Raw genomic sequence first — 12564 nt, forward strand, 5'->3', positions numbered from 1 at the left:
CCTCAATCCGGCTTCGCCATGAACGCCGCGAGCGCATCGCGGTCGGCTTGCGGCATGGCCAACCCGAGCTTCGAGCGGCGCCACAGCACATCGTCGGGAAAGCGCGCCCATTCCTTGCGCATGAGGTAACGCACCTCGGCGCCGGTCAGTTCAGCACCAAAAGCGGGACCAAGATCGACCTTCTCCCGGGCCTCTCCCAGAATGTCCTTGACGTTCCGCCCATAGGCGGCCACCAGCCGCCGCGCCTGCGCCTCGCTGAGGAAGCGCCAGCGGTCGCGCGCGATATCGACCTCGGTCTCGAAGCGCTGCCAGGCGAATTCGCCGCCCGGCAATGGCGCGGTTGCGGTCCAGCGCGGCGTCATCGGATAGAACCGCGTGAACTCCGACACTGCCCGCTCGGCACGCCACCGCGCGGTAGTCACGTCGCCACCGAAGATCGTGAGCAGCGGCGCCTTGCCGCGCCCGAAATCGAGCGACGCAGCGCCATCGCTTCTGTGCCGGCGCACGGGTGCGATGACGGAATTGGCGCCGGAGATCGTCCGCAGCACATCGGCCGGGGTGATCTGCTCGCGAAAATAGCGATTGGCTGCGTCGCAGAGATAGGCCACTTCCCGCACGCCCATCGCGACGATGGCCGCATCACCCTTGAAGCCATGGCTGACGCTGCCAATCAGGGTGAAGTCGCGCTCATAGGGACTGGCGAAAATCAGCTGCCCGTCGGCGTTCTGGAACACATAGACGTTGTCGCAATCGAACAGGCGGCGCACCACGATCTGGCTGATCTGGACGGTCACAAGCGGCGGCGCCGGCACGCGCAACACGGTATCGCCGACGGAGGCGGTCCACGCGCCGGTCGCGTTGACCAGCGATCGCGCCGTGATCACCCGCCGGTAACCGCGGTCGATCGCGACCAGCCGCCAGGTCTCGCCGCGCTCGGCCCGGGTCACCCGCGCGCCGGTGCGGATCTCGGCGCCGCGTGCGGCGGCGTCGACCGCGGTGAGCACGACCAGCCGGGAATCGTCGACGACGCAGTCGGAATATTCGAACGCGGTGCCGAACGGCCGCTTCAGTGCATTGCCGACCGGATGATGGGTGACGTCGAGCGTCGCAGAGCGCGGCAGGCCGCTGCGCGAGGCCAGCCGCTCGTAGAGCAGCAGCAACGACCGCAGCTGCCACGGCGGCCGCTCGTCGGCATGCGCCGGGATCACGAAGCGCGCCGGCCGCACCAGATGCGGCGCAATGCGCAGCCAGACGTCACGTTCCCTGAGCGCCCTGCGAACGCGGAAGAACTCGCGCCGTTCCAGGCCGGCCAGGTCGCCGTGCACCAGCCGCGGCGAGGCCTGCGACGCGCCGGAGCCGAGATCGCCCTGCTCCAGCAGGATCACGCGCAGGCCGCGGCCGGCCGCATCACGAGCCACGCTCGTGCCGTTCAGGCCACCGCCGATGATCGCGACGTCATAGTCCGCCATGCACGACGCCTATCGCATTTCAATGCGAACGAAATACGTGCTCGCAGAAAAAATGCGTCAGGCGTGTCGAGCGCGCGTTCCGATGAAATCGGAACGCGACGCTGGATTCCAGTTCGGCGCGTTTTCTTCACGCGAACCGGTACCCACTTCGCTCGAAAACGCTTTAGCCCGCTCCAGCGGAGGCGAAGAAGTGTTCAGGTCCATCGACCTCGATCAGCTTCTTGCCTTCGATCACCCAGAACCGGTTGGCCACCGTCCGCACGAACTGACGGTCGTGCGACACCAACAGGCAGCTGGCCTGCTGCTCCATCAGTTCCTCCTCCAGGGTTTCCTGGCCCTCGATGTCGAGGTGGTTGGTCGGCTCGTCGAGCAGGTAGAAATTCGGCTGGGTCAGCCGCAGCACCAGCATGCCGAGACGGGCCTTCTGCCCGCCCGACAGCCGTCCGATCGGACGGCCCTGCATCTCGATCGAAAGACCGGCGCCGGCGAGCAGGCCGCGGGCGCGCTGATCGCCGACCTCGAAGCGCCGCGTCAGCATGCGCATCGGCGTGTCGCCATCCCTGAGATCGGCCAGCGCCTGGTCGCAATAGCCGAGCACCAGGGACTCGGTGGCCCGGATCTCGGCGGCCGCCGCCTCGGGGGTCTCGATTGCCAGCCGCAGCGCGGCGACGAACCGGGTCTTGCCCACGCCGTTCGGCCCGAGCAGTGCAATCCGGTCGCCCTTGCAGATGAACTGCTGGCCGGTCCTGAACAGCGGCCGGCCGTCCGGGGTGGCGATCACGGCATTGTTCAGCCTGACCAGGACCTTGGCATGGGTGTCGCGATTGGCGAGCCGGATCGTTCCGGCGGATCGCTCCATATGCGCAGGCTTCGCCGTCTCCTCCAGCCTCTCGGCGCGCTGCTTCAACTGCGTGGTCTTCGACAGCAAGAGGTCGCTGCCGGAATTGATGCCGAGATTGTTGAGCTTCGCGGCCTGCTGCCGAAGCTGCCGGACCGCCTTCATGTCGCGCTGATAGCGCCGCTCGTCGGAGGCATCGAACTCGTCGACCGCCGCGCGCGCCGCGGTGTAGGGCAATGCGAACAGCTGCGAGCGCTCCGGGCGCAGGAACAGCGTCCGGTTGGTGACGGCATCGAGGAAGGCGCGATCGTGGCTTGCGATCACCACCGGCATCTCGCGCGGCAACGCATTCAGCCAGGCCTCGAGCCGGCCGATCTTGGCAAGATCGAGATGGTTGGTCGGCTCGTCGAGCAGCAGCACGTCGGGCTCGGTGACCAGCACGCGGGCGAGCAGCGCAAGCCGCAGCCAGCCGCCGCTCAATTGCTTGAGCGGCCGCACCCACAGCTCCTCGGGCACCTCGAGCGATTGCAGGGCGACGTCGACCCGCCAGCCCTCGCTGGCGCGTTGCTCGGCGGGCAGCGCGTCGAGGACGGCGGCATGAAACGCCGTGTCGAGCAGACTTGGCGGCGCATCCTGCTCGACATGGCCGACGGTCAGGCCGCGCGCGCGGGTGATGTCGCCCTCATTGGCCTCCATCGCGCCGGCGATACAGCGCAGCAGCGTGGATTTACCGCGGCCGTTGGCGGCTATGAGGCCGATCCGGTCGCCGGCATTGACGACGAAATTCAGTTCGGAAAACAGCGGCGCGTTCAGCGTCACGCCGAGATTGCGTACATTGATGAGGGACACGGTCAATTCTCTGGTCTTGCCGGCGATCACGACATCCGGGCATCCAGCCATCGGATGTGCGTGTCGAAGCGCGGCGAGGGATTCGAGTGCGGGCGCGAACGCTCAAACGTTCGATGCCGCACGGCCACGAAGGGCAGACCAGGAAGAGATTTTAGACGAGTTTCCGGTCAGCCCTGCAAACGCATTTGCAGGGCGTTGACGGGGCCACGCTTGAGGTGGGGATCGCTAGATCTCGCCACGACGCAGCCCTCCTTTCTCGGCCAAAAAGTTGTGGTGCGCCGAGATTTAGCCGGACGCGCAACCGATGGCAAGCGCAGCCGGCGGGACCGACCTGACGGTTCAGGCCGGTTTACCCGGCTTTGCGCACGGTTTCGGCCAACCGGTCGCCGCCGACCAGCGCGGCAAATTGACCGATCGGGGCCGGCCGACCGATCAAATAGCCCTGCACCGCGTCGCAGCCCTCTTCCGAAAGGAAGCCGAGCTGCGCCTCGGTCTCGACGCCTTCGGCGACGATCGACATTTCAAGGCCGTGGCCGAGATCGATCACCGCGCGCACGATCGCGGCCGATTGCGGATTGCGGCCGAGATTGATGACGAAGGCGCGGTCGATCTTGATCTTGTCGAACGGAAACGCCTGCAGGTAGCTCAGCGAGGAATAGCCGCTGCCGAAATCGTCCATCGAGATGCGCACGCCGAGCGCCTTCAGCCGCCGCAGCAGCGACAGGCCGCGGTCGAAATCCTCGATCAGCACGCCCTCGGTGATTTCGAGCTCGAGGCGGTCGGGCGTCAGCCCGGTCTCGAGCAGGATCGAATGGACGAGGCCGACGAGGTCGCCATGGGTGAACTGCGCCGGCGATAGGTTGACGGCGACCTGCATCGGCACCGCCCAGGAGGCCGCCTCGCGGCAGGCTTCGCGCAGGATCCATTCGCCCATCTCGACGATCAGGCCGCTTTCTTCCGCGAGCGGGATGAAGTCGCTGGGCGGCACGAAGCCGCGCACCGGATGGTGCCAGCGCGCCAGCGCCTCGAAGCCGATGATCTGGCTGCCCGCGACGCTCGGGCCCGCAGCCGCCTGCGGCTGGTAGTAGAGCGACAATTCGCCGTTCTTGATCGCGACCGACAGTTCCTGATGCAGCACGCGGCGATCGCGGATCTGCTGGTCCATCTCGGGCTCGAAGATCGAGATCGTGCCGCGCGACTTCGCCTTGGCGCGAAACAGCGCCGCGCCCGAATTGGCCAGCAGCGAAGCCGCGTCGGACCCATTGTGCGGGAACACGGCGATCCCAGCGGTGAGCCCGGTTCGCACCGACTTGCCGTCGATCAGGAAATCCTGCCCGAGCGCCTCGGCGGCCTGCTCCGCCAGCGCGATGCCCGCGACGGGCTGCTGGCCGTCGATGATGAGGCCGAATTCGTCGCCGGACAGCCGCGCGACCACGCCGCCGCGCGCCACGTTCTGCAAGCGCTGCGCGACCTCGATCAGCACCTTGTCGCCCATCGCATGGCCGTAGACGTCGTTGATCTCCTTCAGCCCGTCGAGGTCGACGCAGAGCACGGCGAATTCCTCGTCGGTGCCGTCGCAGGCCTCGATCATCTGGGTCAGCGCCTGCAGGAAGGCGGCGCGGTTCGGCAGATCGGTCAGGCCGTCGTGATAGGCCATGTGCGCCATCCGTGACTCGGTCTGGCGCCGGTCGGTGACGTCCTCATGGGTCTTGATCAGATATTGCGGCTCGCCGGCATCGTCGAGCACGGTCATGCGGCGGGTCAGGAACAGCCGCAGGCCGTCCTTGGTCGAGATCGGATGCTCCTCGGCGATCATGCTGCGCTTCCTGATCGCGGCCTCGTCGCGGGCGACGATCAGCTTGGCTTCGCGCGCGTTGAAGATGTCGGACGCGGTGAGGCCGGCGGCATCCTCGCGGCGGCGGTTGAGGATCGTCTCGGCGCTGCGGTTGGCCAGCAGATAGCGGCCGTCGCTGACCCGCTGCACGATCAGCGAGACCGGGATGTTGTCGACCACGAGCTCGAGGAATTTCTTGTTGTTCTCGAGCTCGCGCGACAGCGAGCGGCGGTCGGTGACGTCCTCGAACAGCGCGATCAGGAATTCCGGCTCGCCGGCCTCATTGCGGGCGATCACCCGGTTCGACGCCAGGATGCGCTTCTCCGCACCGCGTTCGACGAAGAACTCGCTGCGGTGATAGCCCTCCGGCGCATCCAGCGCCGCGCGGTCGGCAGCATCGATGCTGAGCGCGGTCTCGGGGCGGAAGATCTCGTCGGCGCGCTTGCCGACGATGTGATCGCGCGAGAACCGCGAGAAGCGCTCGAACGCGCGGTTGGCGAAGATGTAGCGGCCGTCCTCGATGTTCTTGGCCGCGACGCAGACCGGGACGTTGTCGAGCACGGATTCGAGGAACTGCGTGGTCGAGGCCAGCTTGCGCGACAGCTGGCGCTGGTCGGTACAATCGAGATGGGTCGCCACCGAGCCGCCGTTCGGCAGCGGAAAATATCTCACCAGCACCGACCTGCCGCCGGGCAGTTCGGTGACCAGCCCTTCGGGCGCTGCGGCCCTGGCGAAGAAATCCGCGGCGCTGACGTCGAGCACGCCGCGGTCGCGGCGCAGCTCCAGCAGCTCGGTGCCGGTCATGTGGCGCCGGATGTCGGCGCGCGACAGGCCGTAGATGTCGAGATAGCGGTCGTTGCAGAACACGATGCGCTCCTGCGCATCGGTCATCACCACGCCCTGGTTCAGATGGTTGAGCGCCGACGACACGAAGGCGTTGCGTCGCAGTTGCGCGCGCTTGGCCTTGCGCAGGGCCGAGAGCACCCAGAGCCCGATCGCACCGAGGAAGGATGCGACCACCACGCTGCCGATCAGGAGCTCCCAGACCACACCCGGATCGAGGTCACCCAGATAGGTCGACGGCGCGAAGGCGGCGGTGGCGGCCCGGGCTACGCTGAACGGCACGACGGCGGCGATCAGGCAAAGGAGGGCCCTTGCCGGAATCGAATTCTTCCCGCCCGCCTGCCACTTCCTGCCAGCCATTAATCACCCGCGGATTTCCGGGGCGAGTGTCCGGCTCCGGCGGTTTGGATCGGGTAAACGCGTACGGATGCAACTGGAATATGCCACTTAATATACGGCAATTGCCCTGACATGATTAATGCTCCACTAACAGGGCATGGCTCCCCAACTAATTGAGATGGCCCAAGCACTTGTCTAATAAGCACTTGCCGAATGCGATCGGATCGGCAGAACGATGTTGGCGGCAACGGAAGGCGTGGCTGCGCGGAAATGTTCGGACCTGAAGGACAAGATGGACAGGGTTGATTGCGTGATCGTCGGCGCGGGGGTGATCGGCCTCGCCGTGGCGCGCCGGCTGGCACAGGCCGGCCGCGAGGTGATTGTGATCGAGGAGGCCGAAGGGATCGGCACGGTGACCTCGTCGCGAAACAGCGAGGTGATCCACGCCGGCATCTACTACAAGGCCGGCAGCCTGATGGCGCGGATGTGCGTCAGCGGCAAGCGGGCGCTGTACCGCTACTGCGCCGAGCACGGCATCCCGCACAAGAATTGCGGCAAGCTGATCGTCGCCACCACACCGGCGGAGACCGAGAAACTGCAGTCGATCCGGGCCCATGCCGCGGCCAACGGCGTCGACGACATGCAGCTGTTGTCCGGCGAGGCGGCGCGGGCGCTGGAACCGGCGCTGAACTGCGATGCGGCGCTGCTGTCGCCCTCGACCGGGATTATCGACAGCCATGCTTACATGCTGGCGTTGCTCGGCGACGCCGAGGCGGCCGGGGCGGCGTTCGCTTTCCATACGCCGCTGCTCCACGCCAGGGCGACGGCCAACGGGTTCGAGATCGAAGCCGGCGGCGCGGCGCCCATGACGCTGGCCTGCGATCTTCTGGTCAATGCTGCCGGCCTCGGTGCGACGGCGGTCGCGCGCAGCGTCGAGGGCATGCCCATCGCGTTGATTCCAACCGCCTATTTGGCCAAGGGCAACTACTTCAGCTGCAGCGCCAAGGCGCCGTTCTCACACCTGATCTATCCGGTGCCGGAGCCCGGCGGGCTCGGCGTGCACCTGACGCTCGACATGGCTGGACAGGCGAGGTTCGGCCCCGACGTCGAGTGGATCGATCGCATCGATTACGCCGTCGATCCTGATCGGGCGCAACGGTTCTATCCGGCGATCCGGAAGTACTGGCCGACCCTGCCGGATGGCGCGCTGATGCCGAGCTATTCGGGAATCCGGCCCAAGATCGTGCCGCCGGCGGTGGCGACGCAGGATTTCCTGATCCAGGGGCCAGCCGAACACGGCGTCGCCGGTCTGATCAACCTGTTTGGGATTGAATCGCCCGGGTTGACGTCATCGCTCGCGCTGGCCGACCATGTCGGCGCGCTCGCGGAACTCTGAGCAAACGCAGCGAAGCCTCCCGAGGGAAACGCGGTCGGGCGTTGATCCCTCGGTGAAAGGCCAGATTATTCGCTGATTTGCGGGGACTTGGCTTAGTGGACCGTGTCGTCGGCGGAAAGTCGCAACCGCTCGATTTGATCCTTGACCATCAGCTTGCGGCGCTTCAGCTCGCAAATGTGCAGGTCGTCTACAGAGGGGTGAACGAGCGCTTCGTGCAGTTCGTTCTCGAGTATTTTGTGTTTACGCTCCAGCTCAACGAGATGGGCCTGGATTGCCATTGCGAACTCTCCTCGGTGCGTTAAACCTCAGGTTCGATCCGGACTCCCAAGTGTACACAAGTGGGCGGCACTGTCGATAGGGGACGCGAAATGCCGCAGACACGCATTTCGGTTTATCTGTAACCAATCGTGACTATGGAACCGGTTCAGCTTGCGCGGCGCGCGCGCAGGGAGGATATTCCGGTAAGCGGCTGCTTCGGCCGCGACAACCTCGTCGTGCTTACCAGTTAATACACAACCATGAACGATCAGGATGAGCGCGAACTCCTCGCCGAGCTTGCGCGTCTGCAACAAGAGCACCGCGACCTCGATGCCGCGATCGACGCGTTGCATCAGTCGCCAGCGCCGGATCTCCTGATGTTGCAGCGCTTGAAGAAGCGGAAGCTGCAACTGCGCGACCGCATCGCCTTCATAGAAGATCAGATCACGCCCGACATCATCGCCTGAGTGCGCCCCTTCGCTTCGGCGGCCGGCTGGTTCAGGCCCGGCAGCAGGTTTTCCCCGTCATCCACAGCGCCTCGCTGGCTTCACGTTCGCGGCAACGAACCCGCACAAGGCTTTCGGCGCTTGACTCCAAAAGAACAAAATAAGAACATGCCGGCCCAGCCGCAAGCCATCAGAGGGAGTTTCGCCATGTCCGCACCGCCGTCCCTGCCCGAGCACACCCACTACGAGAAGGCCTGCGATCAGGCGATCGCGATGTGCGACGGCAACCTGCGCAGCACCATCAAGGCGCTGATCATGGCCAACGAATATCTGGAAGCCGAGCTCGAGGAATTGCAGGCCGCGATCACCGCCGGCTGCGTGCCGGCGCGGACCCAGTCGGCGAGCGACGTGGCGAGCAATGCCGCCTGACCATCGAGGAGCACAGCAATGGCTGACGTGACCTACTACGTGGCGCTGCCCTTCATGCAGGACGACGACGGCACGCCGGTCGCCGGCAACGCCGAGGAGTGCCAGAGCTCGGCGATCGCGCTGCGCCGCGCGGAGACGATGTCGCGGATGCCCGGCAGCATCGGCGCCGTCGCGTTCAGCCGATCCGGCGATCCGGCGATCGGCGAATTCGGCGATGCCAAGCTGCTGCGGGCCTACGGCAATGTGCCCGAGGATCTCAGCGCGCTGTAGATCCCAGGGCGTTTTCGCGCGAAGCGGCGGCCGGTTCGCGTGAAGAAAACGCGTCAGGAAATCCAGGCCGTGGCGATTGATCGGAACGGAAAACCCCTGGGATTACCGCTAGGATTACCCGCTAGGATTCGTGGCGCCGCTGCGCCTTGCGCACATACATCGCGCGGTCGGCCTCATCGAGAACACGATCGAGATCCGAATGTGCGGTGAGGATCGCAACGCCTGCGGAGGCGCCTGCGGAGACCTGGCTGTCGCGGAACACGAAGGTCAGGCGGTCGATCGCATCTTCCAGCGCAGCTGCCTTGGCGTGGGCATCGGTTTCGCTGAGATTCCACAGCAGCACCGCGAACTCGTCGCCACCGAGACGACCGACCACGTCGGAGGCGCGCACCTGGTCGGATATCGCGGCAACGATCCTCTTCAGCACCTCGTCGCCGGCCGCGTGCCCGAAGGCATCGTTGATCGGCTTGAGGCGGTCGACGTCGAGCACGATCAGCGCGCCGGAGGCCTGATAGCGCTTGATGAAGGAGAGCGATCGGGCGAGCTCGCGCTCGAAGCCGCGGCGATTGAAGATGTCGAGCAGGAAGTCGGTCTCGGCCGAGGCCTGCAGCTCCTCGATCCGGGCCTGGGCCCGCGCCAGTTGCGCCCGCAATCTGCGGATGGTGGATTTGTCGCCGGATGCGACCGCGCCCCGCGTGGGCGCTTCGGTTCCAACCGCTTTTTCGCCAGTCCCCTTGGTTCCAGTTCTGCCCGGCCCCGGTTTGCGCGCGGCGGGCGCGCCTTTCCGTCGTTTTGCGGCCCCTGAGGCGGCCGCCGTCGTCTTTTTCTTCATGCGCATCCTTGTTGAGGCCTGCTTATGAAGGCTTGCCGGGATTCACCAAGACAGGATAGTCCATTCTGACTCCCTTGCCACGCCTTGGATGAGAACCGGGCCGTCCCTATAATCGGCCTATGCTTTTGGATTCCTGCACAGAATTGAAGAGATGACCGCTCCGATCGCCATCATCATGGGAAGCCAGTCCGACTGGGAAACCATGCGCCATGCCGCCGAGACCCTGGCCGCACTGGGTGTTGCCTGCGAAACGCGCATCGTTTCGGCGCACCGCACCCCGGATCGCCTCTATGCCTTTGCCAAGGGCGCCAAGGCTGCGGGGCACAAGGTGATCATTGCCGGCGCCGGCGGCGCCGCGCATCTGCCGGGCATGACGGCCGCGTTGACGGAGCTTCCGGTGTTCGGAGTTCCCGTCGAGTCGAAGGCGCTGTCCGGCGTCGATTCGCTGTACTCGATCGTGCAGATGCCGGCCGGCATCCCGGTCGGGACGCTGGCCATCGGCAAGGCCGGCGCGATCAATGCCGCGCTGCTCGCGGCGAGCGTGCTCGCGCTCAACGATCCTGCTTTGTCGGCTCGCCTTGCGGCCTGGCGCAAGCAGCAGACCGATGCGGTCAACGAAAATCCGGAGGGCTCGGCGTGACGGCTTCAAACCTCGTGAAGCTGAAGCCGGGCGACACCATTGGAATCCTCGGCGGCGGACAATTGGGCCGAATGCTGGCGATGTCCGCAGCGCGCCTCGGGCTGCGCTGCCAGGTGTTCTCGCCGGATCCGGATTCGCCGGCGTTCGACGTGGTGCAGCACGCGACCTGCGCGGAATATGCCGACGTCGAGGCGCTCGAACTGTTCGCCAACGACGTCGACGTCGTCACCTATGAATTCGAGAACGTCCCGGCCGCGACCGCGATGGTGCTCGCCGCGCGCCGCCCGGTGCTGCCGGCGTACAAGATCCTCGAGACCACGCAGGACCGGCTGATCGAGAAGGATTTCATCAGCAAGCTCGGCATCGGCACGGCCGATTATGCCGACGTCTCCTCGGTCGCCACGCTGCGCAGCGCGATCGAGCGGATCGGGCTGCCTGCCGTGATCAAGACCCGCCGCTTCGGCTATGACGGCAAGGGTCAGGCCATCATCCGCGCCGGCGATGACCTCGAGCAGGTCTGGGACGATCTCGGCACCAAGTCGGCGATCCTCGAGGCCTTCGTGCCGTTCGAGCGCGAGATCTCGGTGATCGCAGCCCGCTCCGCGTCCGGCGAGGTCGAGTGCTTCGACGTCACCGAGAACGAGCATCGCGACCACATTTTGAAGATATCCCGCGCGCCGGCCGCGATTCCCGCGGAGCTTGCCGCGCAGGCGCGCGCGATCGCGGAAAGGATCGCGTCGGCGCTCGACTATGTCGGCGTGCTCGCGGTGGAATTGTTCGTGGTGCCCGGCAACGGCAAGGCGGCGACGGTGCTGGTCAACGAGATCGCACCGCGCGTGCACAATTCCGGTCACTGGACGCTCGACGGCGCCTCGATCTCGCAGTTCGAGCAGCACATCCGCGCGATCGCCGGCTGGCCGCTGGGCAAGCCGGTGCGCCATGGCGAGGTCACCATGACCAACCTGATCGGCGACGACATCCTGAGCTACGAGCAGTGGCTCACCGTCCCCGGCGCCACCGTCCATCTGTACGGCAAGGGCACGCCGCGTCCCGGCCGCAAGATGGGGCACGTCACCGAAGTGACGCCGCCGCGCAAGCCGTGAACTCTGCTAGAGCGCGATGAGATCTTCACTGCGCTCTAGCGTCGTCGGGATCGTGGCAGCCACGATCCCGCTCGCAGATCACGCAGTCTTGACGCCGGCGACGACGCCGGTCGGCTCGTCGCTGAGCCAGCGATAGATCACGCCGCCGAGCGCACCGCCGATCAAGGGCGCGACCCAGAACATCCAGAGCTGCGCCAGCGCCCAGCCGCCGACGAACAGCGCCGGCCCGGTGCTGCGCGCCGGGTTCACCGAAGTGTTGGTGACGGGAATGCTGACGAGATGGATCATCACCAGCGCGAGGCCGATGGCGAGCGGCGCGAAGCCGGCCGGCGCCTTGCCGTGGGTCGATCCCATGATGACGAACAGGAACATCATGGTCATCACGACCTCCATGATGAAGCACACCACCATGCTGTACTGGCCCGGTGAATGCGCGTCATAGCCGTTGGAGGCGAAGCCCTTGCTGACATCGAAGCCGGGCGCGCCGCTCGCGATCACATAGAGCAGCCAGGCCGCGACGATCGCGCCCACGACCTGCGCAATGATGTAGGGCAGCACCTGGCCGCCAGGGAAACGCCCGCCCGCAGCGAGCCCGACCGTCACCGCTGGGTTGAGGTGGCAGCCCGAGATATGGCCGATCGCGTAGGCCATGGTCACCACGCTGAGCCCGAACGCCAATGATACGCCGACCAGGCCGATTCCGACCTGCGGAAAGCCGGCCGCGATGACCGCGCTGCCGCAACCCGCGAATGTGAGCCAGAACGTACCGATCAGCTCGGCTGCATACTTCTTCATATCCATGTGCCATCTCCCCTATTTCCAATGCCCGGGTTATCCAAAACGCCGGGAGCGGCCCTCAACCGGGCGCCAAATCACCCAAATCAGGGCCGCACGATGGCATTTTCGCCCCATTTCGTGGCTTTACTAGGCCCGAAAGTCACTCGACCGGTGGACATCTGCGCGTTTGTCTGATACATGCGCGCGCCTAGGGTTAAGAGGCAGGCCTTTTGCCGCCCCT

At 65.9% G+C, this 12564-nt stretch carries 12 protein-coding genes; 6 read left to right on the forward strand and 6 right to left on the reverse strand.

Annotated features, from left to right (window positions below; genetic code table 11):
* Positions 1-2 precede the first annotated feature (2 nt).
* The 3 genes from CK489_RS00680 to CK489_RS00690 all read right to left on the reverse strand — a co-directional run bounded on the left by CK489_RS00680 (position 3) and on the right by CK489_RS00690 (position 6193).
* On the reverse strand, positions 3-1469 hold the full coding sequence (locus CK489_RS00680; RefSeq protein ID WP_095730938.1) for a glycerol-3-phosphate dehydrogenase: 1467 nt from the start codon (positions 1467-1469) through the stop codon (positions 3-5).
* Between the two features lie 163 nt (positions 1470-1632).
* On the reverse strand, positions 1633-3156 hold the full coding sequence (locus CK489_RS00685) for an ABC-F family ATP-binding cassette domain-containing protein (protein ID WP_198960795.1): 1524 nt from the start codon (positions 3154-3156) through the stop codon (positions 1633-1635).
* A 349-nt stretch (positions 3157-3505) separates the two neighbouring features.
* On the reverse strand, positions 3506-6193 hold the full coding sequence (locus CK489_RS00690; RefSeq protein ID WP_095730940.1) for a sensor domain-containing protein: 2688 nt from the start codon (positions 6191-6193) through the stop codon (positions 3506-3508).
* A gap of 214 nt (positions 6194-6407) precedes the next feature.
* Between CK489_RS00690 and CK489_RS00695 the strand changes: the two genes are divergently transcribed.
* Positions 6408-7568, forward strand: a complete 1161-nt coding sequence (locus CK489_RS00695) for an NAD(P)/FAD-dependent oxidoreductase (RefSeq protein ID WP_143278060.1) — start codon at positions 6408-6410, stop codon at positions 7566-7568.
* 92 nt (positions 7569-7660) lie between these two features.
* Here CK489_RS00695 and CK489_RS00700 read toward each other — a convergent pair whose 3' ends face one another.
* Entirely contained in the window at positions 7661-7846 is a 186-nt protein-coding gene (locus tag CK489_RS00700) for a YdcH family protein (RefSeq protein WP_050422666.1), read from the reverse strand.
* 240 nt (positions 7847-8086) lie between these two features.
* On the opposite strand from CK489_RS00700, the gene CK489_RS00705 reads away from it, so the two are divergent.
* The 3 genes from CK489_RS00705 to CK489_RS00715 all read left to right on the forward strand — a co-directional run bounded on the left by CK489_RS00705 (position 8087) and on the right by CK489_RS00715 (position 8971).
* On the forward strand, positions 8087-8293 hold the full coding sequence (locus CK489_RS00705; RefSeq protein ID WP_024583705.1) for a YdcH family protein: 207 nt from the start codon (positions 8087-8089) through the stop codon (positions 8291-8293).
* Between the two features lie 186 nt (positions 8294-8479).
* Complete coding sequence (locus CK489_RS00710; protein ID WP_095730941.1) at positions 8480-8701, forward strand: hypothetical protein; 222 nt, start codon at positions 8480-8482, stop codon at positions 8699-8701.
* 18 nt (positions 8702-8719) lie between these two features.
* Entirely contained in the window at positions 8720-8971 is a 252-nt protein-coding gene (locus CK489_RS00715) for a hypothetical protein (protein ID WP_050626023.1), read from the forward strand.
* Positions 8972-9092: 121 nt separating this feature from the next.
* Here CK489_RS00715 and CK489_RS00720 read toward each other — a convergent pair whose 3' ends face one another.
* Entirely contained in the window at positions 9093-9809 is a 717-nt protein-coding gene (locus CK489_RS00720) for a GGDEF domain-containing protein (RefSeq protein ID WP_050626024.1), read from the reverse strand.
* A gap of 145 nt (positions 9810-9954) precedes the next feature.
* On the opposite strand from CK489_RS00720, the gene purE reads away from it, so the two are divergent.
* Together purE and CK489_RS00730 are read left to right on the forward strand one after the other, a co-directional pair.
* Positions 9955-10443 carry a 5-(carboxyamino)imidazole ribonucleotide mutase gene (gene purE / locus CK489_RS00725; protein WP_095730942.1) on the forward strand — a complete coding sequence of 163 codons (489 nt, stop codon included), beginning with the start codon at positions 9955-9957 and terminating at the stop codon, positions 10441-10443.
* Positions 10440-11546, forward strand: coding sequence for a 5-(carboxyamino)imidazole ribonucleotide synthase (locus CK489_RS00730; RefSeq protein WP_050626026.1), 1107 nt, complete (start codon positions 10440-10442; stop codon positions 11544-11546). The genes purE and CK489_RS00730 overlap by 4 nt, the downstream gene beginning before the upstream one ends.
* A gap of 78 nt (positions 11547-11624) precedes the next feature.
* On the opposite strand, the gene aqpZ is transcribed toward CK489_RS00730, so the two are convergent.
* The gene (gene aqpZ / locus CK489_RS00735) at positions 11625-12347 is read right to left on the reverse strand and encodes an aquaporin Z (protein WP_050626027.1); all 723 of its coding nucleotides are present in this window, start codon (positions 12345-12347) and stop codon (positions 11625-11627) included.
* Between the last annotated feature and the right edge of the window lie 217 nt (positions 12348-12564).

The sequence above is a fragment of the Bradyrhizobium sp. UFLA03-84 genome, from assembly GCF_002289535.1.
In the GTDB taxonomy this organism is placed as follows: domain Bacteria; phylum Pseudomonadota; class Alphaproteobacteria; order Rhizobiales; family Xanthobacteraceae; genus Bradyrhizobium; species Bradyrhizobium viridifuturi.

Coding starts and splice junctions, on each gene's coding strand:
- CK489_RS00680 (WP_095730938.1), bottom strand. CDS start 1,469: ATGGCGGACTATGACGTCGCGATCATCGGCGGTGGCCTGAACGGCACG.
- CK489_RS00690 (WP_095730940.1), bottom strand. CDS start 6,193: ATGGCTGGCAGGAAGTGGCAGGCGGGCGGGAAGAATTCGATTCCGGCA.
- CK489_RS00695 (WP_143278060.1), top strand. CDS start 6,408: ATGTTGGCGGCAACGGAAGGCGTGGCTGCGCGGAAATGTTCGGACCTG.
- CK489_RS00700 (WP_050422666.1), bottom strand. CDS start 7,846: ATGGCAATCCAGGCCCATCTCGTTGAGCTGGAGCGTAAACACAAAATA.
- CK489_RS00705 (WP_024583705.1), top strand. CDS start 8,087: ATGAACGATCAGGATGAGCGCGAACTCCTCGCCGAGCTTGCGCGTCTG.
- CK489_RS00710 (WP_095730941.1), top strand. CDS start 8,480: ATGTCCGCACCGCCGTCCCTGCCCGAGCACACCCACTACGAGAAGGCC.
- CK489_RS00715 (WP_050626023.1), top strand. CDS start 8,720: ATGGCTGACGTGACCTACTACGTGGCGCTGCCCTTCATGCAGGACGAC.
- CK489_RS00720 (WP_050626024.1), bottom strand. CDS start 9,809: ATGCGCATGAAGAAAAAGACGACGGCGGCCGCCTCAGGGGCCGCAAAA.
- purE (WP_095730942.1), top strand. CDS start 9,955: ATGACCGCTCCGATCGCCATCATCATGGGAAGCCAGTCCGACTGGGAA.
- aqpZ (WP_050626027.1), bottom strand. CDS start 12,347: ATGGATATGAAGAAGTATGCAGCCGAGCTGATCGGTACGTTCTGGCTC.